The following is an 18603-nucleotide window of genomic DNA, read 5'->3' as shown; positions in this document are numbered from 1 at the left end:
GTTTTCCACACCCTTGAGGTGTGTCTTCGGCGCACCATGCTCGTCCATGCCTATGATACTGCAATCCCGCCTATCCTTAAAGCATTAAATGCACTGAAACTGCCCTCGGCTAGCCAAGGGCCATGCATACTCTATCCTATTTTAAGACATCCGCTGGGCGAGCACTCTCTGCTCTGGCCCTTTTTTCCACTCTGACCGCTTGCGCTGGAACCGTACAAGACCCCATCTCCCTTCCGCGAGAGGCTCCAAAGTCAGTCAGGATCTACCAGTCTATACAGATGTTCTCGCGCAGCCCCGAGCTCTACAGCTGCGACCAGTATCAGAAGGCCTATTTCCAGCAGGGTTGGCCAACCGGAGACAGCGTCTCCGTGATCCAGAAAATTGATCGCATGGTTCGCAGTCGGTTCCGCTACCGGTGGGACAAAGGAGATCATTGGGATGCTCACCCCGACATCCTGCTCGAAACGGACGGCAACGTGAAAGGCGATTGCGATGACCAGGCTGCTACCACTGTCGCCATGGCAATTTGCGCTGGCGTGCCACGAGAGAAGATGGGCTTTGTCATCACGTCCCCAGACTTCGACAACGCCGAGAACGTGACCAACCACATCCTAGGGTTCTACCGGGATGATGCAGGCAACTTTTGGAGCATGGGCGACACGAAGCGCAAGTCGACACTCCTGCACAAGCAACTCGACCGGATCAGTCATTGGGTCTACCTCAACCGCCCCGACCGCTGGCTGGTGAATGACCCGAAGTTCCCGGTGAACATCCATCGCGCTCCACTGAGCTGACCCCATCGAGTGGTCCGGGTTAAATGCTAATGCATGGTCGGCCTTCGATCTATGGGGATGAAGGTCTCCGGTGCCGGTGTCCGATATCCAAGAGCGCTATGCGGCCGAGCGGTGTTGTAGTGCTTTCGCCATTGTTCGATGAGGATTTGCGCCTCCCTCAACGAGTAGAAGACCTCGCCATTGAGGAGTTCGTCCCTGAACCTGCTGTTGAAGCTCTCGCAATAACCGTTCTCCCAGGGTGACCCCGGCTCGATGTACGCGGTCTTCGCCCCCACCAGCTCGATCCAGTCGCGCACCTTCTGCGCGATGAACTCCGGGCCGTTGTCGGACCGGATGAACCGCGGCGGGCCGCGCTGGATGAAGAGATCGGTCAGGGCGTCCAGGACATCGGTGGAGTTCAGTCGCCTGTCGACACGGATCATTAACGCCTCCCGCGTATATTCATCGAGGATGTTGAGCGTCCGGTAGGTCCGGCCGTCACTGGTCCGGTCCTGCACGAAGTCGTAGGACCAGACGTGGTTGGGGTGCTCGGGCTTCAGCCGCACGCAAGAGCCATCGTCCAGCCAGAGCCTGCCGCGCTTCTTCTGCTTGTGTGGGACGACCTTGAGCCCTTCGCGCCGCCAAATGCGCGCCACCCGCTTGTGGTTCACCTGCCAGCCGGCACGCCGCAGCAGCACGGCGACCCGGCGGTAGCCGTAGCGGCCATACTCCCGGGCCAGATCGATGACGTCGGCGGTCAGCCGCGCCTCGTCTTCCCGGCCCTGTGGTGGCTTGCGCTGCGTGGAGCGGTGTTGGCCGAGCACCCGGCAGGCCCGGCGTTCGGAGATGCCGAGTGTCTCGCACACATGCTCCACGCATTCGCGGCGGCGCGAAGGGCTTAGAAGTTTCCCTGGGCAGCCTCGGTCAGGATCAGCTTCTCGAGCGTCAGGTCAGATACCGCCCGCCGCAGCCTCAGGTTCTCCTTCTCGAGTTCCTTCAGCCGCGACAACTGTGCCCGGTTCATCCCACCATACTGCTTCCGCCACCGGTAAAAGGTATGCTGCGATATCCCGATCTGCCGCACCGCATCGGCCATCGACAGGCCCTGGCCATGCAACACCTCGACCTGACGCAGCTTGGTGACAATGTCTTCCGGCTTCTCACGCTTTCCAGCCATTCCGTAGTCCTCCTGTTCGCCGAAATCCTATCGGATTTCAGGCTTCGTGGGTGGACCACTTCAAAGGGGCTGGCTCACCACAGATGGTGAACCAGTAACTTGGCGTCCGGGCCGCGCCTGTAAATCAGAGTCTTTCAGGCGCGGCCTCATTGCAATTGGCACACCGAAACGCCCAGCAGATACAGGGCAAAAACTTGCTGAAAAGCAGCAAAGTGGATGAGCTGACCCCATCGAGTGGTCCGGGTTAAATGCTAATGCATGATCGGCCTTCGATCTATGGGGATGAAGAGCGGTGCTGGCCGAGCACCCGGCAGGCCCGGCGTTCGGAGATGCCGAGTGTCTCGCACATGCTCCACGCACTCCCGGCGGCGCGAAGGGCTTAGATGGGGTATTCGGAGGGGCGTCCTGCTGTGGGACTCGCTGCATGATGTTCTTCCATAGCAACCGGGAGCGTTTCCATGTCACAGCAACACTTCGTAGGCCTCGATATCTCTGTGAAGACGACCGCGATCTGCGTTGTCGGTCCAGGCGGCCAAGTCGTTCAACGCGAGTCCGTCGAGAGCGACCCGCAGATGATCTGCGCGAGCCTCCTCGCCTTGAAACTCGGCTTTGGCCGGATTGGTCTCGAGGCTGGCCCGCTTTCACCTTGGCTCTATGCCGGCCTTGTCGACGCGGGTCTTCCCGCAATTCGCGTCGAGACACGCCATATGCACGCTGCGCTGGCCGCGCGGATCAACAAGACCGACCGGAACGACGCGCTCGGGATAGCGCAAATGATGCGGGTCGGCCTTTTCAGGCTCGTCCACGTCAAGACGCCGGCGAGCCAGCAAAGGCGTCTTCTCCTGACCTCGCGCAAACTCCTGCAGCGCAAAGCTGCAGACATAGAGAACGATCTGCGCGGGCAGCTGCGAAATTTTGGCCTCAAGGTGGGAATGGTCGGCGCGACAGGGTTTGATGCGCGGGTGCGCAAACTCGTTGCTGATGCTCCAGCGTCATGCGCGACGTTCTCATGGACACCTTTGACCTCATGAATATCCACTATGCGGGGTGGGCGACGTTCATCGTCCTGATGGTCGCCGGTCGCTGGCGGGAGGGCGAAGACTACTTCAGGGGCGACCACAAGATGTACGCGCTTCTGGGTGTCGCGGTGATCTGCAGCGGTGGATACCCTCCAACGAACCTGTCACAGGAATGCCACTTTACGTGCTTTACGCAAGCCCGCGCACTATCGTCTTCCTCCACCTGTGGTCATAGAGACGCGTGGTGCGCGTTCCCTCGTGCGCTGAGGCCGACCAGTCCCCCAGATTGCTCGGTCGCCCGGGTGTCTGCACCGTCCCGTGAGGCGCCCGGGCATACCTGCTGGCGAGGCAATCTAAACCGAAAGGGCTCTGCCTTCGCCAAACCGCAAACATGCAGGCCATTCATGAGGCGTCCCCTAGAGGCTGTGTGATGATGTCCGTGAACAATCATCTTCGCCCCCATGTCGTCTGCCAACTGGTCAAGTGCCATGAAGCCGAATTTTGTCATGTTCGAAGGTGCTTCGTCCGTCAGAAGAATGTCCGCACCGAGATTGCGGATGCGTTCGGCATCGGACGGGAAGATCGAGCTCCAGTGCCGGAGCGGGAGGTCGCCTCTCCACCGGGTATCCGTTTCCGACATGAAATGCTCTGGGCTATCGTACCGAGCTGCATCCTCGTAATCCATCTCCGGAAACCAGATGGCGCCGCGGAACACCCCGCCCAGCGCACCCACGCGCAGCGATGAGCCCTTGAGCGTGCGGACGTCGCCGTGAAGATGACGCTCCGGGTAGCTTCCGAACGTGGCATCGAAGATTTCTTCGGAGTCTGTGTCGTGGTTGCCGTGGGTCCAGATGACCTCGACACCATCACGTAGCAGCGGAGCGATCGCTTCCCGAATGGGGACGATGCGGTCGGGCCCATCCTTGGGACCGGTCATGTCACCGGCAATCAGAACAGTGTCGGGGCGTTCTGCAAGGCAAGCGCTGATCAGTGGTGCGTAGTTGCCGTGCGGGTCTCCGTAGAACAGGATGTTTTGGTCGTCATTCTTCATTGTCTTGAGCTTTCTTAGTGCTCATGAAGATGCCACAGCGAAGTAAATTTCTGATTTCGTACGCAGTTTGATTGGGTAAGGCGGTTCTGGATCTTCTCATCAGGCACCGCATATGCTCGAGCACAGACAGAGAGGTCACATGAGCAACGTGAATACCGCAGAAGACATCCTCCAGGCTATCCAGGCGCGCCTTCAGGGCGATTGGGACAATCCGAAGCTGGCGCAGTTTGGCCCCCATATGGCCGATACGATGGCTGACATCCGCGATTTGATTGTTCAGCCACGTGTCTCTGAGGCGGAAGTGGCCGGCGCGCGCGAGGGGGAGGCTCAGGTCTTCATCGTCAATACATCGGACCGCAACGACGAAGAAACCATGAGAGCCTTCGACGATCGCCACAGCATGGTTGTCTATGTGGCCAACACGTTCGTCTATGACGGAGATGCCGAACTCGACAGTGGTGAGTTCTGGGATGAGATCTCAGAAAACTACGACCTTGGCGAATGGAAAGCGTTCCACATCGGCGTGATGGACCCGAAGACTCTGAAAATCGAGACCTTCCAGCAGCCGACGGCCTCGCGCTTCGCGGCCGGCATGTGACGCGTCTAAGCCTTCATCAGCCTGAGGGATGCGCGTAGACATTTCCTGGAGAGAGAGCCTGAAAACGACCCCGAGGGATGCCTGCAGCCTCTAGGCTTTGCGCGAGCAACTCAGCTGGCTCATCCCGCGGCTCATCGGTGAGCTGGAACGTCCCCCAGTGGAAGCCAAGTGCCTGGCCAGCACCGATGTCATTGAAGATCTGCACGGACTCTTCGGGAGCAACATGCTGGGGGGCCATGAACCACCGCGGCTCGTATGCGCCGATCGGGATAAGGGCGATTTCCGGAGAGCCGTAGCGGCTGCGCAGACTCTGAAAAATGGAGCCATCCCCGTAGCCGGTGTCCCCGGCAAACCAGATGCGTTCTTGCGGGGTCTCAATCCAGAAGCCGCTCCACAGCGCCATGCGGCGATCGCCTAGGCCGCGGGCCGACCAGTGGTTTGCGGGAGTGAGGGCCACGGTGACACCATTGCCGATCTCGAATTGGTCGTGCCAGTCGCCGGTACTGATGTTGGCGCCTCGCACCGCACGGCCGACGGTAACGTCCGTCCCGAGTGGCATCACCATCTGCGGGCTGTGGCGGACCTGCAGACGCTTCAGGGTGGCGACATCCAGGTGATCATAGTGGTTGTGGCTGACCAGGATGACATCGATTGGAGGCAGCTTGTCGAAGTCGATCCCAGGTGCAGTGACCCGCTTGGGACCAATGAAGCTGAAGGGGCTCGCGCGATCTGACCAGACAGGGTCCGTCAGGATGTTCAAGCCGGCAACCTGGATGAGGACAGAAGCGTGGCCGATCATCGTGATCCGCGGCGCCTGGCTGCGCTCCACAGGGATGGCCGGCGTGATTGGGACATGCGTCGGCCACTTTGCCCGCTGCCCACTCCGGTGCCATTTCAGAAGGTCCTTGAAAGAGCGATCGGTGCGGTGACCTGGTGTCTGGAACCTCTCCCCATCGAAGTGGGCGCTGACGGGTCCGGAGTAGTATCGATTGCGGGGCATGAGGATCCTGAAAGTTGGTGCCTCATTGATGTGGCTGTTTGGCAGACCGGCGCAAGGGTTTCCGCCGGCGGTAGAGGCGGGCGCATCCTTAGGAGTGCTGCGGTTTGCCCGTGCCTCCATGTTTCTGACCTAGCGGTCTTACTTTTGTCCGAGTTCGAGATTATTCAAAGATTACAGCATCCAAGGCGAGTATGAATGACCGGTTTCTTGATTTTCTGTGGGTTCGCCCTTCTCATGCGATCGTTGATCGTCAAACTGCGAAATGAAGTGAACGACTGGGAGCTGAGCAGTAGTGGTCTGGAGTTCATCTATCGGCTGCAGGGAATTTTAGCCGGTGTGGCTCTCATGCTGCTCGTTGCCAATGCAACTTTTAGGGATCAGCTAGCAAACGCATTCCAGGCAGGCGCGAACGATATCCCTCTGGAAGCGCCGATTTCCTGGCACAGTCTGAAGTCTTCGACCATGGACCTGCTGGCATCTTTCCCAGGCTGGCACGCGCTGGGCGAGAGCGCCTATTGGGTGCTTGGGATTTCCGGACTTCTCCTTCTCGCAAAGATTCCGGGATTTGTCTCCCTATGTCGCCAAGAATGGGAGGCCGACACACGCCCCACGCCTGTGCTGATCATGATCTCAGTCATCACCTGGACACTGTGCAGACTGCCCCTGCTAATCCTGATTGCCTACCTCCTTCCTGAGCTTTCTCACTTTGCCGGCTGGGCCTACGGGATCGCAGTTTGGCTGCACGGTGTTGGATATCTTCCGCTCAAGGTGGGAGGCGCGATACTGATGCTAGTGATCGTGTTGGGTGCAACAGGCTCCGTGATGCCGGTGCACTACAAGACCACGCGGAGAGTCCGCTTCCTAGACAACTACGACACCTACACGGAGGTGCGTAAACATTATCGGTGGGAGGACTAAAGCCCTAAGCTGATGGCCGGCACCTAGCAGGGGTGCCGGCGGTAAGGCGAAGTTTTGCCGGGGTCGTCGAGCGATCTATAAAGCCTCTTGCTGCACTGCAGCGCAGCGAGCACACTCATTCGAGACTGCCCATCCAGATTGAGGAGCTCGTCATGGGTACTGCTACTGAATTCACCAAAGCCTTCTCCAGCCTTCCCAACGTCTACGATAGTGATGCCTTCAAGGGAGCCTTCGCTTCGTTTTCAGACTTTCAGGGGAAGTTCTCGGAGATAGCTATCGCGTCGGCGTCGATGTCCACTGATGTACTTCTGAAGGGAACGAAAGATGCCTTGGAAAATGTCAGGACGCTCACCAAGGCGCGTGATCGATCCAACTACGCCCAAGCTTTTTTAGATTTTATGCAGGCCCAGGCAAAAGTCGCGCAGGACACTGCGGCGTCCCTTTCCGAGATAATGAAGGGAAGCGGTACAGAGGTCAGCGAGCTCGCGACTGAAGCCGCACAAGAGACGACTGAGGTCATGACGGAAGTTATCGAGGCGTCTGTTGAGGTGACGGAAGAAGCCCAGGATGTGGTCGAAAAGGCTGAGCCCGAGGGCGACCATAAGGTGAAATCGACACCGGTCTAAGCAAGCATCGCAGAGGCCTTTCGCGCGTTGGGCGCGTGATCGGCGCTTTACGACGTCGCGCAGACAACCGGCGGGAAGATGGGCGCAGTGTCGGCTGGCGCTACTGATAGGGCTGAGGAGACCTTTTCGAAAACGACGCGTACGGCTTCGGGCGGGAAGTAGGCTTCTCCGGCAGCCTAGGCGCGCCAACCCATTATCGTAGAAGGGTACGTCCGCGCTGGGCGTGCCTTTTCCCATGGTTGATAATATGAGAGCCAGCACAGCTATTGCGTTAGTTCAACCGACGAAGCAAGATGAGGCATTGCATCTCGTTTTCTCCACACGCATTGGCTCTAGGGTAATAATATATAATGGATGCAGAAGGGTTTCGAGCTCTTGAAGCAATCTACGACACGCCGGTGAACCCCGGGAGATGGCGCAGTGCCCTAGACGCGACAGCCGATGCGATCGATGCCAAGGCGATAGCTCTTGTGATCCGTGGCAGACGCGCGGGTGTGAAGGACCTTACCATGCTATCGAGCGTCTACCTTGAGTTCTCCCGTACGCCGGCCGGTTGGTACTACGGGGCTTGGCTATCTAAAATTCAGAACCAGGATTGGGAGTTTCTCAAATCACAGAGTTCCCATCAGCTGATACCTGACACAGCAACCGGTCGCTCGGAGGGCGATCTGGATTCTCGGAAGGACTACGCCTATTTAAGGGGCCGAACGGGGGTAGGTCGCCGCGTTGGAGTTCGTCTAAACGAGGACGCGGTTTGGTTCGATGCATTAAGCATCGGATTATCTAGTTCCAAGAAAGAGCTTTCAGACATCGGAGCACATAGAGCAAGGTTTTTGCTTCCTCATCTCACCAAGGCGGTTGAGATGGGCCGTGTTTTCTCCCTCCTGAGGGCGAGATATAGATCGGCTTTAGCGGCCATAGATCGGGTGCAGGCTGGGGTTGCGATCGCCCTTCAAGATGGACAGATCGTTGTTATGAATGCGGAGGCGGAACGGATATTTGATCTTGATGATGGTATGGCATTGGGGCGAGACGCGAAAATTGTAACGACACGTCCTGATGTAACATCAAAAGTTCAGAGTCACATTGTTGAAGTCAGCGCGACGGCGTTGGGGCAGGGCGGTCAGCATGAATTCTTAGTTTCGGTCGAGCGAAAATCTGGGTTAACACCTTTCCTCCTGGATGTCGCCCCTATAAGGGACTGTGAGGCGGAAATTGAAAAAGGTTTAGACGGGGCGCTGGTAACTATAATTGATCCAGAAAACATCCCGTACTTGCGCCTTGATCGCTTCACCAAGCTTTATGGCTTAACCCAGGCGGAAACTGATGTGTGCAGATTGATTGCTGATGGCGCGGCTGTGCAAGAAATCGCGGAGCGCCGAGGCACCAGTCCCGTTACAGCGAAGAATCAAGTGGCGGCGATACTTGCCAAAACCAGTGTTAGAAGCAGAGCGGAGCTTATCAGGTTGATTCTGAGAGTACTACCTCCAGTCGCATAGGTTTCTAGTGGAAACCTAGTGCAATGAGTGGCGCCGAGGAGCCACTCAAAGGATTTTAGGGTCGGTCGCCTTGTTATTGAGGTAGATCGCCAAGGCGGAAGTTATATCGGCAGTCTATGAATGCAACTTTCCCAATGTTGCCGCCGCCGGAACCACTCTCCACGTGGATGGGCGCCTTAAATGACGTGTGAAATGTCGCAGTCGCTGTTGTGCCGGGAAATTGTTTGTAGACTTTGCCTTCAAGGGTGGGCTTCCCGCAAATTGGCTGTTTCAGCCAGTAGTTGAGCACTTGGCCAGATGTAACACTTTGCTCCTCGATGTATTTACCAGGAGGAGCGTTGTAGACGCCATTGGCATTGGCTGAACATCCTCTGTCGCTTGTCTTTCGACACTCAGCCCTAAAATTGGCTTGGGCAGCGAGGGTGGGTGTAGCGAGTGCAATGGCGCAAACTGCGAGAATGATAATTTTCATGGCATATCTCCATCAATTAATTATTTCAATCGGTGGTCCAGTTGTGTCCGATCCAGGCCCCGTCACCAGATGGGGCTCCCACGAAGCCCTGGCGTTGGTTGATGCTGTGTTCGCGATCGTGCTGGCGATTTAACTCCCGTTGCCTGCTAGCTTCTTGCTCGCGACGTTGTTGCTCGAATACACGATCAGCGTTTCTTTGATTTTGGCACATCGGAGAATTATATTCCGTGGAGTTATAATCGTAACAATTCCCGGCCAAACTGGCTTGAGGGGGAATGGCCGTCAGAAACGAATGCATGATAACTAGTGTGAAGGATTTAAAATGGGCCATAGGAAATTTCCTCTATAATGCTGACTTGGAGTGGCGATCAGATATTGTCGCTTGTGATCTCCGAGTGCACTGGTGACGGTGAGATGTTGGATGGAGGTAGAGTAATGCCGGACTGGAGGGATTTGCGCATGAGCCTTATGGATCATGCGGGCGAAAAACTTGGAGGATGGGAGTATCCAGCTGCGCCGTTATTGAACGCTGTATGAGGGTTTGAAGGGAGACATGCGTACGAGAGGCGGGACACTCACCGCCCCCCTTTTGCAAAGGGGGCGGTGAGGGGGCTCTGACTTTGACAGCAGGCCTTCAGGGGTCCATTCTCACGGGTGGCCCTCGTAAGGAGCACGATATGAACGTCGAACTGTCGATCTCTCTGACTGAAGAGCAGGCGGCGTACGCAAGCCGGCTAGTGGAGGAGGGCCATTTCTCCAGCTTGAGTGCCGTGATGCAGGAAGCCGTCGAACTAATGCGTCAGCAAAACGAGATCGCATACACCCTCAGCCAGCTGCTTATAGAACGCCGAGCCGGAGAGTTCGTCGAAGGGGACGAGGGCAGGCGGCTTACAGAAGAGGCGATAGAACGGAAACGTGCCGACGGAGATCTGGGAACTTTCTGATATTCAGAGACTTCCGCGGACATCAGCGTCGCTCGGCGGTGACTCACTTTGCGGATGCGGTGAAGGAGGCCAGGGGCACGCCGCTTGCGTTTGTCAGCGTGAGCTTGGGGCCATTCAACACGTAGCCCTCCGCCTCGCCCAGCGGGTCGACCATGGCCTGTTCCAGTTGCGTGCGCCAATCCTCGAAGCATAGTTTCCGGGTGCTGGCCATGGGGCCGACGAGCATGAACACGGTGTCTGTGATCTCTTCCTGGCCGTTATGGGTGTTGCAGCCGGCGAACATCGAGAAGCGGCCGTCATCATGAAACTGGATCGACGGGGACTGATCTAGCTTTAGCGCCTTGCCGTCGACCTGGGTGGCCACACCCGAAAGCGCGGGCGGTTTCGCATTGCCTACACAACCTGCTGCAATCTGGGCAAACATCGCAAAGGACATGGTATAGCGAGCTCTGCATTTCGACGGCATGTGGCACTCTCAAGCGATCCGGATACCGCACAAAATGAAAGGCGCACAGGCGTAGTCTACGCCTAGTTGCCGCGACGCTTGAATAGAGTATTAGTCAGGGAAGGCAGATCGGCATTGAGCGACCTGCGCCTGATAGGTCACCTGCTCCTGAGCAAAGGCCTCTCGGAGTTGCTCTAGTTTGGCGCGCTCTTCGCTGACGTCGATCGCCACGGCCTGCTCACGGGGGCCGTTGTCGGTGCCGATGCAGGTCGAGATACCGATATTGCTGTGGTAGCCACCACCGTATCCATTGCCGGTACAGAAGCCCACGGAGGCTCTGGGCTCCTCTGAGACGTGGATCGCATAGCCGCGGGAGATGTTGCCCTCAGCGGTCTCAATGCGCTCCTGGATGGCGTTCAGGCGCTCTCCTGCGCGATCTATGCAGACCTCTTGCGTAGAGGCACAGGCGCCCAGCGCGAGGAGGAGTGGGAGAGCGAAGTACTTCATGACCGTCATCTTTCTGATCGTTGGCGCGCCGTGGGCGGACGATGGGGTTGAAGAGCTCTCACGTCAAGGAGAGGGCGCAGCGGGCGCGGCGGTCAGCCCGCGCGCCTTTTCGATCTGATCACGGATGATTTCGCGGACCTGCTCGTGGAGTTCCGGCGTGTCGTCCTCGTCATCGACAGAGTAGAAGATCGCTGCGCCAAAGTGACCGTCGTACTCGACACTGTGGACGTATTTGACCTCGGCCTCTTTGGCGGTGCCATCGCCTTCGAGTCTGAAAACGAGCTTGTCGTGATAGTCGAAAAGGTTTTCGTGTTCGGCGTTGGTAATCGCCAACATGTCGGCCACGTCAATCTCGACGCAGTAGGCCCTGCGCTGGATCTCAGGCTGCCCGATTTGAATATCAGATGTCATGGATGTGCCCTCCCTTGGCGTAGTGCGCCCGCAGCTCCGCTGGTGTCGGAACCTGGCTCATCTCGGGATCTCGTTTCTCAAGACGAAAGGCACCAGACCAGGACCGTGTCGCGCGGTATTCGAACCGTCTGGTTGCGCTCTCGAATTGAACGCCTTGCGCCAACCGGTATCGCGCTGGGCGCCTGGCAGTCATTGCGATGGTGACACCGTTGCGGGCGGCACGGGTGGTGTCGAACAGGGTCTGAAATGAGAGGTCCGCACTCATCAGGACTAGCTTGTGGCTAGCGCCCGGGGATCGCTTCTCGCGAGCGCAGAGAGAGTTGAGGGCCGAGGACTGGTAGCGGTCCCCTCTGAGATCAATGATCTCCCAGGGGCGATCATCATCGTGCTTGCCGGCGACTGCGTCCTGAAGGGCAGTCTTGGCACCCCTGAAACACAGGTCGGTTGGCCGCACGAGGATGTGCTTGAGCTGACCCCATTGAGTGGTCCGGGTTAAATGCTAATGCATGGTCGGCCTTCGATCTATGGGGATGAAGACCTCTGGCGTGGGCACTCGATATCCGAGGGCACTATGTGGTCGTTCCATGTTGTAGTGTTTTCGCCATCTTTCGATGAGGATTTGCGCCTCCCTCAACGAGTAGAAGACCTCGCCATTCAGCAGCTCGTCACGGAAGCGCGCATTGAAGCTCTCGCAGTAGCCATTCTCCCAGGGTGACCCGGGTTCGATGTAGGCGGTTTTTGACCCCACCAGCTCGATCCAGTCGCGGACCTTCTGCGCTATGAACTCCGGGCCATTGTCGGACCTGATGAACCGCGGCGGACCGCGCTGGATGAACAGGTCCGTCAGGGCGTCCAGGACATCGGTGGAGTTCAGTCGCCTGTCGACACGGATCATTAACGCCTCCCGCGTATATTCATCGAGGATGTTGAGCGTCCGGTAAGCCCGGCCGTCGCTGGTCCGGTCCTGCACGAAGTCGTAGGACCAGACGTGGTTGGGGTGCTCGGGCTTCAGCCGCACGCAAGAGCCGTCGTTCAGCCAGAGCCTGCCGCGCTTCTTCTGCTTGTGTGGGACCTTGAGCCCTTCGCGCCGCCAAATGCGCGCCACCCGCTTGTGGTTCACCTGCCAGCCCGCCCGGCGCAGCAGCACGGCGACCCGGCGGTAGCCGTAGCGGCCATACTCCCGGGCCAGTTCGATGACGTCGGCGGTCAGCCGCGCCTCGTCTTCCCGGCCCTGGGGCGGCTTGCGCTGCGTGGAGCGGTGCTGGCCGAGCACCCGGCAGGCCCGGCGTTCGGAGATGCCGAGTGTCTGGCACACATGCTCCACGCACTCGCGGCGGCGCGAAGGGCTTAGAAGTTTCCCTGGGCAGCCTCAGCCAGGATCAACTTCTCGAGCGTCAGGTCAGATACCGCCCGCCGCAGCCTCAGGTTCTCCTTCTCGAGGTCCTTCAGCCGCGACAACTGTGCCCGGTTCATACCGCCATACTGCTTACGCCACCGGTAGAACGTGTGCTGCGATATCCCTATCTGTCGCACCGCATCGGCCATCGACAGGCCCTGGCCGTGCAACACCTCGACCTGGCGCAGCTTGGTGACAATGTCTTCAGGCTTCTCACGCTTTCCAGCCATTCCATACTCCTCCTGTTCGCCGAAATCCTATCGGATTTCCGGCTTCGTGGGTGGACCACTTCAAAGGGGCTGGCTCATTTTTCTGTCCGCCGGCCAAGGACAAGCGGACGCCTTCTTCTCCGGCAAGGAATGGTCTGTGATCGAGGTCCGCAATGTGCTTTTCAAGAGCTTCTGCGGCGTCTTTTGTCCCGTAAAACTCGGTAAGCGGGCTATACTGCCAAGCGGTTGGATCGCTCGGTTCTCCAAACGACAGCGCCCCAGCTGTGTCGCCGCCGATGTCCGATAGGAGGCCCAGGATATCCGCTCGTGAGCGTCCCAGAGAGCGCGTCAGCATGTCGAGTTGCTCTTCCTCGGGGAGGAGGTTTGCGAGCCAGGGCGAAATGATGTTTGACGGGTAGCTTGCAGTCTTGATCGGCATGCTAAGCGAGATCGGGAAGGTGCCCTCGGTGGCTCGCCATGCGGGCTCATACGAAAAGCTCAAGTCGCCTTCCGGAGCCACACCAATGCGCCCAACAAGCAGACGGCCAAAGTAGACTTCAACCTCGCTCATTCGAAGCCACTCAGATCATAGCCTGGGCCCTTATCCCCGACCTGAGCAGGATCCGCTTTAGTCGAGCGGAAGCAGAGCGTTGAGATGTCGGTGCCAAGTGAGCGCGCGATCTTATCAAGAGTGCTCAGCCGGGCATCGCGTTTGCCGGTCTCAATCAGCGACAGGGCCGAGCTCGAGATGCCGGACAAGAGTGCGAGGTCATGCAAGCTAAGAGAAGCGGCCTGTCGCTGCCGCCGGATTTCAGCCCCGACCCGGGTCAAGATATCTCCGTTCTCATCGATGTTCATGGCGCCGCCTCTTACCGAATACGGTAAACGCTACGGGAGATCGCACCGAAGAGCAATGCATTTATCGTTTAAGGTAAAAATCGACGCTCAGGGCTCGTTGCGAGGTGAAAATTACCGTATTCGGTAAAGTATGGGAAGGCTCGGGCGGCCTATCGTGGGCAGCCTGGGCACGAGCACCTCGCTCTGCTGGTGTTTGCTTAGAGCGGGGCTGGTGGCATCCAAGCACGCTCACTTTGCCGATCGCCGGCACCGGTCTGAGCAGTAAATGACGTACTCCCAATCCCGAGCCCACTTCTTACGCCATGTGAAAGGGCGACCGCATACCGGGCAGACCTTAGTTGGGAGCTCTGACTTCTTGCGCATTTTCATGGTCGAACAGATTAGGTCTCTGCCTAGGGCGAGCAAGTAGTGACTCTGTGACATGGTCGCCACCAGCCCCTTGCCGCCGGTCGGGCGAGGCGCTCTACATCACCGGAGCCAGCGCTTATCTGCCGCTCGCATGCTGCGAAACGCCTGGCCTAGCGAGAGTATGAAGGGCACGGGAACTGGACACCTCGTGCCTAAAGACACCGTCTTCGCCACGGTTTTGTGGTCCGACGCAGCCCGGGAGTGCCACTTCAATCAGTCGATGCGAGCTGGAGCATTTCCTGAGCCGCACCGATTGGAACAGCATAGGTAAGTTCGCGATTCCGGTCGCTACCCATCAGGACGCCGATCACATTGCCTTCGCTGTTGATAACCGGCGAACCGGACATTCCTGGTTCTGCGGTCATTCGAAACTCAATCATACCGCGATGTGAATCAGTTAAGTTAGCTTCTGTAGATGTTATCTCGCCCAACCTTGCGGTCAGGCCGCGACCTCCGGGAATGCCGAGCACTGCAACTTTTGAGAAAATATTCGGTTTGATATCTATGTCGACAGGAAGGTGTGTGCTGCTGGTGTCATCAACCATCAAGAGAGCTAGATCAAACTCTTCATTTATGGCTTGTGCTCGCGCCCGCAACTTTGCTCCGGTGGCGGTTTCAACCGTTATAGTAGGCAGCATGTCAATAACGTGCTTCGTTGTGATAATGTTGCTGCCATCTTTTACGAAGAATCCTGTACCAACTTGCTTGCCATCCATATCGCTGACTTTTACGATTGAACTCTGATAGCCAGAGATGACTTGACTTAGAGCTAACTCGGCCCGCCCTGTGAAAATTTCATCTCTTTGGCCTGCCACTCTGAATATTGCATCCAACGAACCCTTCCCTCGGAACAGAACAGCGAGCTTTTCAAACAGCGCGCTGTCGCCAAGCGCTTCAACAGCCACCAAAGCGGCGCTGACCATCTTTGGATCATCCGACGCCAAATACACGATCAATCCCTGTATGGTTTGAACTTTGAGGATTTGGGCGTCCCGGCTACTCTGAGATTCTTGACTGGTCCGATCTCTCTCTCGCTCTACTGTCTCAGAGGCCCTTAGCTCCTCCGCCCGCACACGCTCGGCCGACGCAAGCTCTTCTCTCCGCAAATTCTCTGCCTTGCCTTGCCGGTGGTTGAGCCATTGCGTCGCGATGAAGACGATGATTGCAACCAGACCGCCAGTTATCAATCCTGATGCGGCTTCAAGTTTGTCCCAGAAGTCTTTTTGCTTACCCTGCAGCCCGGTGAGGGCATTCTCAGCTTCGACCAATCTGGCCGCAATGTCATCAGTTTGGACGGTATCTTGCGACAAAACGACCTTTGAGGACGCCAACACAAGTAGCAGCCCGAAACAGACACTGATTGCAAATGTACGGCGCATCCCTGCTTGCCTCCGGAACCTGTCACCAATTTAGCATTTAGGTCTTTGCCAGTCACACCTGAAAGTAGAAGAAGTCAATGCGGGGCTTTAATGTTTGGACCCATAAGAACCGTTTTTGACCTCCCAAATGTGTCGAACGCAGACTTTGGTGCAGTCGCAACGAATTCGTGCTTTGTCCGCTAGCGGCCGTTCGGAGCGACTCTAGTGTAAATCGGCTTCCTCTTGGCCTGTGGATCGCCGTTACCGAGACCTTGGGCTGGGATTGGCTATCCGCCGCGCTTGGCACGAAGGTCGGCTCTGGGACGAACTTGACGCTACAAGAGCTATCAGCAGATAATACTGGATCAAAAGTTACGGGGCGGATAGTTGAAATCATGTGCCAAAACTCTGTAGATTTTCGCCGCGGAGACGCAAGTCCAGATTTGGTTTTGCTTGGGGCCTGCCCAGGGCAGGAGGAATCGGCGGCAAGGCCACAGCGTCCATTCGCAGGGCAATCAGGAATCAATCTCAGCAGCCTGTTGGCGGTGCTCAATAGACTCGCAGAAGGGGAGATGTATGGTCTCCGGCCCCCTGACTTTCGCTCTCTACATATCGATGACTATACGCTCATGAATGCTCATCACGTCCCCAAGTGGCGTGAGCAAGACCGGCGTTCTACACCTCGGATGTCGGAAGTCGAATCTCCAGAAAACCTTCTTCGCTTGTCGGCGCAACTCCGAACTGTCCGGGCAAGGGTTGTCATAGGCCTGGGCCGCCCAGTTAACGATGCTCATTTAAACATCCGGCGCCGAGATAGCGGCCCCATGAGAGCCATCCGCAGGCTGCAACCAGACCACCAGGGTGTCCTGTTTTTGATAACCGGACACCCGTCAGCGAAGGCAGTAAATCGATATGGAGGGGGCGATCGACAGGGGTGGTTTGAGGGAAAAATGTCCGTATTTCCAACGGAATAACAGCGGCCTACCTTATTTCCCAATCGTCAACTACTTGCGCGTTGACAATAATGCCCAACGACCGCTTTGAGTGAGCTGCAGCGCGGCGACACAGGCACACGCGACCGTCCGCTTAGGGCCGGGTGCGTCGACCGATACGGGCATGGTTCCTCAGCAAGTGATGTCAGCTCCCTGCGCAAAGGCGACAATCGAACCAGCGTCTTGCACATAGACTTCTGCAAATGAGGCTGGCTCCAACACTCCCTCCAGGATGCGCCTTCAGTGGCGCAGTGTTGAAGTCCTATCCCTCGCGAAAGGGGCCATCAGAAGGACGGCCCCTTTGCTTCTCTACTTGGCCCGCCGCCCCATCTCTCTGACAATATCTTTCTGGATGCGGAGCTGGCTGGCGATGATTTCACCGCGATAGGCGTGGCGGTAGGCTTGCGCGAGGACCCATTCGGCGGTCCGGATCACACGGTCGCGCTTGAACGCTTTCTCGCGTTCGTCGATTTTGCTGTGCTTCAAAGGCTAAACCTCCATAGCTGACCGGCCCGCGGAATTGCGGGCGCTCGGTGCGAAGCCAGGAGGGAAAATCTAAGCCATGCGCTGAAGATAGGCGTCGAAAGGCTCGAGCGCAAGAGACCCGCTCACAGAGCCGCTCGATATTTCGGGTTCTGCGCGAGACCTGCTCTTGCATCGCAGGCCAGGTCAACGAGGTGCCGGATTTGTACGTCCGTGTGGCGCGCCATCATCTGAAGACGCCAACGACAGGAATTACGGGCGACTGCGGGGAACTCCACGAGGTTCACGATGCCCCCGGCCTCGAGTGTGCTTCTGGTGATCAGGCGCGAGGTCGCACTGTCGCCGAGGATAACCGGCACGATCGCGCTGTCCCGGCCAAGAACCGTGAAGCCTCTGTTCGAAAGAAGAGTGCGCATTAAGCGGATGTTTCGCAGGAGGTCTTGCCGAAGCGCAAAGCCCTCATCCGACTGAATGATGTCGAGGCACCGAGAGACGATCTTCGCATTGACCGGGGACATGGCGTTGGAAAACGTGTGCGGGCCACAGGTGTAGCGGATGGCGAGCTTGAGCTCGGCCTGGTTGGTCGCCACGAAGCCACCGTTGGACGCGAAGGTCTTTGAGAACGATCCCATCAGGATGTCGACGCCGCCGGTCATGCCCAGCAATTCCAGGTAGCCCCCGCCATGCTCGCCGATGGCCCCAAGGTCATGAGCGCAGTCGACGACCAGGGTGGCACCATACTGACGGCAGATTGTCTGAAGCCCGCGGAGGTCCGGCACGTCAGAGTCCATGCTGTAGGCGGTCTCGGTCACAACCGTTATGGAACAGCTGTCATCGCTCTCTCTGATTTTGCGGAGCCGCCGTTCAACACCCTCGTTTGAGAGGTGGGGGAAGGTGTGGACAATGGAGGTTGCAGCTCTCGCCCCTTCATGGAGGCAAGCGTGTGCCAGGACATCGATGACTACGTGATCCTGTGGAGTGACAAGGGTCCTGATGATGCCGTAGCCTGCGGCCCAACCCGTCGGAAAGAGCGTGCAATCCGCGAAGCCAGTGAAATCCGCAAGCTTCCTTTCGAGCTCAAGGGAGGCATGAGTATTTCCCATTAACGCTGAGGAGCCTGCACTGTGTACGCCATAGGCGTCGATCGCCTGCTTGGCTGCCTCCATTACTGCGGGGTGTGTCGACAGGTTGAGATAGTCCTGAGACGCGAAGTTCACCCCCTCATAGGTTCTTCCAAGACGACCATGTGCAGTGATCTGCGGCCCAACGCGGCTGGAGGTCGAGCGAGAATACGGATCTAGCCCCTGAGCATGCCTCGCGTCCAGCCACGCAGTGAGTTGTCCGAACCTAATCGCAGCATCTGCCGCGGTGTAATCGAGAAAATCCGGCACGGAGCCAAACAGCACTGGGTCATTCATTCCGAGCACTCCTCACTGGGATATGAGACCTATTGCAGCTC

At 57.7% G+C, this 18603-nt stretch carries 22 protein-coding genes and 1 pseudogene; 8 read left to right on the top strand and 15 right to left on the bottom strand.

Translation table 11 applies throughout. The features are described from left to right. Positions 1 to 278: 278 nt before the first annotated feature. On the top strand, positions 279 to 794 hold the full coding sequence (locus AYJ57_RS21510) for a transglutaminase-like domain-containing protein (RefSeq protein WP_066110862.1): 516 nt from the start codon (positions 279 to 281) through the stop codon (positions 792 to 794). 26 nt (positions 795 to 820) lie between these two features. Here AYJ57_RS21510 and AYJ57_RS21505 read toward each other — a convergent pair. Next, positions 821 to 1950, bottom strand: a protein-coding gene (locus AYJ57_RS21505; RefSeq protein ID WP_157374189.1) for an IS3 family transposase whose coding sequence is annotated in 2 segments (ribosomal slippage) — positions 821 to 1686 and positions 1686 to 1950 — 1131 coding nt in all. Because the reading frame shifts where the segments join, the coding sequence is not laid out codon by codon here. Between the two features lie 458 nt (positions 1951 to 2408). Between AYJ57_RS21505 and AYJ57_RS21495 the strand changes: the two are divergent. Beyond that, positions 2409 to 2939: pseudogene (locus tag AYJ57_RS21495) on the top strand (IS110 family transposase); the annotation flags it as partial. A gap of 259 nt (positions 2940 to 3198) precedes the next feature. On the opposite strand, the gene AYJ57_RS21490 reads toward AYJ57_RS21495, so the two are convergent. Then, a complete protein-coding gene (locus tag AYJ57_RS21490; RefSeq protein ID WP_066110860.1) occupies positions 3199 to 4020 on the bottom strand; it encodes a metallophosphoesterase family protein in 822 nt (273 codons plus the stop codon). 139 nt (positions 4021 to 4159) lie between these two features. On the opposite strand from AYJ57_RS21490, the gene AYJ57_RS21485 reads away from it, so the two are divergent. After that, positions 4160 to 4618 (top strand): hypothetical protein, encoded by a 459-nt coding sequence (locus AYJ57_RS21485; protein ID WP_066110859.1) that lies wholly within the window; start codon positions 4160 to 4162, stop codon positions 4616 to 4618. A gap of 16 nt (positions 4619 to 4634) precedes the next feature. On the opposite strand, the gene AYJ57_RS21480 is transcribed toward AYJ57_RS21485, so the two are convergent. Then, on the bottom strand, positions 4635 to 5618 hold the full coding sequence (locus AYJ57_RS21480; protein ID WP_066110857.1) for an MBL fold metallo-hydrolase: 984 nt from the start codon (positions 5616 to 5618) through the stop codon (positions 4635 to 4637). Positions 5619 to 5813: 195 nt separating this feature from the next. On the opposite strand from AYJ57_RS21480, the gene AYJ57_RS21475 reads away from it, so the two are divergent. The 3 genes from AYJ57_RS21475 to AYJ57_RS21465 all read left to right on the top strand — a co-directional run bounded on the left by AYJ57_RS21475 (position 5814) and on the right by AYJ57_RS21465 (position 8661). Then, positions 5814 to 6536 carry a hypothetical protein gene (locus tag AYJ57_RS21475; protein ID WP_066110856.1) on the top strand — a complete coding sequence of 241 codons (723 nt, stop codon included), beginning with the start codon at positions 5814 to 5816 and terminating at the stop codon, positions 6534 to 6536. A gap of 152 nt (positions 6537 to 6688) precedes the next feature. Beyond that, a complete protein-coding gene (locus AYJ57_RS21470) occupies positions 6689 to 7162 on the top strand; it encodes a hypothetical protein (RefSeq protein ID WP_066110854.1) in 474 nt (157 codons plus the stop codon). A gap of 350 nt (positions 7163 to 7512) precedes the next feature. Then, positions 7513 to 8661 (top strand): helix-turn-helix transcriptional regulator, encoded by a 1149-nt coding sequence (locus AYJ57_RS21465; RefSeq protein WP_083191443.1) that lies wholly within the window; start codon positions 7513 to 7515, stop codon positions 8659 to 8661. Between the two features lie 73 nt (positions 8662 to 8734). Here the strand turns inward: AYJ57_RS21465 and AYJ57_RS26040 are convergent, their stop codons facing one another. After that, a complete protein-coding gene (locus AYJ57_RS26040; RefSeq protein ID WP_157374352.1) occupies positions 8735 to 9133 on the bottom strand; it encodes a hypothetical protein in 399 nt (132 codons plus the stop codon). 25 nt (positions 9134 to 9158) lie between these two features. Continuing rightward, complete coding sequence (locus tag AYJ57_RS26035; protein WP_157374351.1) at positions 9159 to 9464, bottom strand: hypothetical protein; 306 nt, start codon at positions 9462 to 9464, stop codon at positions 9159 to 9161. Between the two features lie 346 nt (positions 9465 to 9810). Here AYJ57_RS26035 and AYJ57_RS21460 point away from each other — a divergent pair, with 346 nt between their 5' ends. Further along, positions 9811 to 10077: a ribbon-helix-helix domain-containing protein gene (locus AYJ57_RS21460; protein ID WP_066110850.1), complete on the top strand. Its 267-nt coding sequence runs from the start codon at positions 9811 to 9813 to the stop codon at positions 10075 to 10077. Positions 10078 to 10120: 43 nt separating this feature from the next. Here the strand turns inward: AYJ57_RS21460 and AYJ57_RS21455 are convergent, their stop codons facing one another. The 8 genes from AYJ57_RS21455 to AYJ57_RS21420 all read right to left on the bottom strand — a co-directional run bounded on the left by AYJ57_RS21455 (position 10121) and on the right by AYJ57_RS21420 (position 15690). Then, on the bottom strand, positions 10121 to 10513 hold the full coding sequence (locus tag AYJ57_RS21455) for an META domain-containing protein (protein ID WP_066110848.1): 393 nt from the start codon (positions 10511 to 10513) through the stop codon (positions 10121 to 10123). A gap of 120 nt (positions 10514 to 10633) precedes the next feature. After that, the gene (locus AYJ57_RS21450) at positions 10634 to 11029 is read right to left on the bottom strand and encodes a hypothetical protein (RefSeq protein ID WP_066110846.1); all 396 of its coding nucleotides are present in this window, start codon (positions 11027 to 11029) and stop codon (positions 10634 to 10636) included. A 63-nt stretch (positions 11030 to 11092) separates the two neighbouring features. Beyond that, positions 11093 to 11440 carry a hypothetical protein gene (locus AYJ57_RS21445; RefSeq protein ID WP_066110844.1) on the bottom strand — a complete coding sequence of 116 codons (348 nt, stop codon included), beginning with the start codon at positions 11438 to 11440 and terminating at the stop codon, positions 11093 to 11095. Between the two features lie 499 nt (positions 11441 to 11939). Beyond that, positions 11940 to 13066, bottom strand: a protein-coding gene (locus AYJ57_RS21435; protein WP_157374350.1) for an IS3 family transposase whose coding sequence is annotated in 2 segments (ribosomal slippage) — positions 11940 to 12802 and positions 12802 to 13066 — 1128 coding nt in all. Because the reading frame shifts where the segments join, the coding sequence is not laid out codon by codon here. After that, positions 13050 to 13616, bottom strand: a complete 567-nt coding sequence (locus AYJ57_RS25680; RefSeq protein WP_083191441.1) for a HipA N-terminal domain-containing protein — start codon at positions 13614 to 13616, stop codon at positions 13050 to 13052. The genes AYJ57_RS21435 and AYJ57_RS25680 overlap by 17 nt, the downstream gene beginning before the upstream one ends. Further along, a complete protein-coding gene (locus AYJ57_RS21425) occupies positions 13613 to 13903 on the bottom strand; it encodes a helix-turn-helix domain-containing protein (RefSeq protein ID WP_066110837.1) in 291 nt (96 codons plus the stop codon). Before AYJ57_RS21425 ends, AYJ57_RS25680 begins: the two co-directional genes overlap by 4 nt. Before the next feature lie 228 nt (positions 13904 to 14131). Then, entirely contained in the window at positions 14132 to 14266 is a 135-nt protein-coding gene (locus AYJ57_RS25675; RefSeq protein ID WP_083191459.1) for a DUF2256 domain-containing protein, read from the bottom strand. A gap of 254 nt (positions 14267 to 14520) precedes the next feature. After that, entirely contained in the window at positions 14521 to 15690 is a 1170-nt protein-coding gene (locus tag AYJ57_RS21420) for a S1 family peptidase (RefSeq protein WP_066110834.1), read from the bottom strand. Positions 15691 to 16064: 374 nt separating this feature from the next. Here AYJ57_RS21420 and AYJ57_RS26670 point away from each other — a divergent pair, with 374 nt between their 5' ends. Then, positions 16065 to 16643, top strand: a complete 579-nt coding sequence (locus tag AYJ57_RS26670; protein ID WP_083191440.1) for a uracil-DNA glycosylase family protein — start codon at positions 16065 to 16067, stop codon at positions 16641 to 16643. Between the two features lie 327 nt (positions 16644 to 16970). Here the strand turns inward: AYJ57_RS26670 and AYJ57_RS26030 are convergent, their stop codons facing one another. Then, the gene (locus AYJ57_RS26030) at positions 16971 to 17147 is read right to left on the bottom strand and encodes a hypothetical protein (protein ID WP_157374349.1); all 177 of its coding nucleotides are present in this window, start codon (positions 17145 to 17147) and stop codon (positions 16971 to 16973) included. 122 nt (positions 17148 to 17269) lie between these two features. Next, positions 17270 to 18562, bottom strand: coding sequence for an aminotransferase class I/II-fold pyridoxal phosphate-dependent enzyme (locus tag AYJ57_RS21410; RefSeq protein ID WP_066110831.1), 1293 nt, complete (start codon positions 18560 to 18562; stop codon positions 17270 to 17272). Between the last annotated feature and the right edge of the window lie 41 nt (positions 18563 to 18603).

Source organism: Salipiger sp. CCB-MM3 (assembly GCF_001687105.1).
Classification (GTDB): domain Bacteria; phylum Pseudomonadota; class Alphaproteobacteria; order Rhodobacterales; family Rhodobacteraceae; genus Salipiger.
The sequence above is the reverse complement of the archived record's forward strand: the minus strand, read 5'-3'. Positions and strand labels throughout refer to the sequence as shown.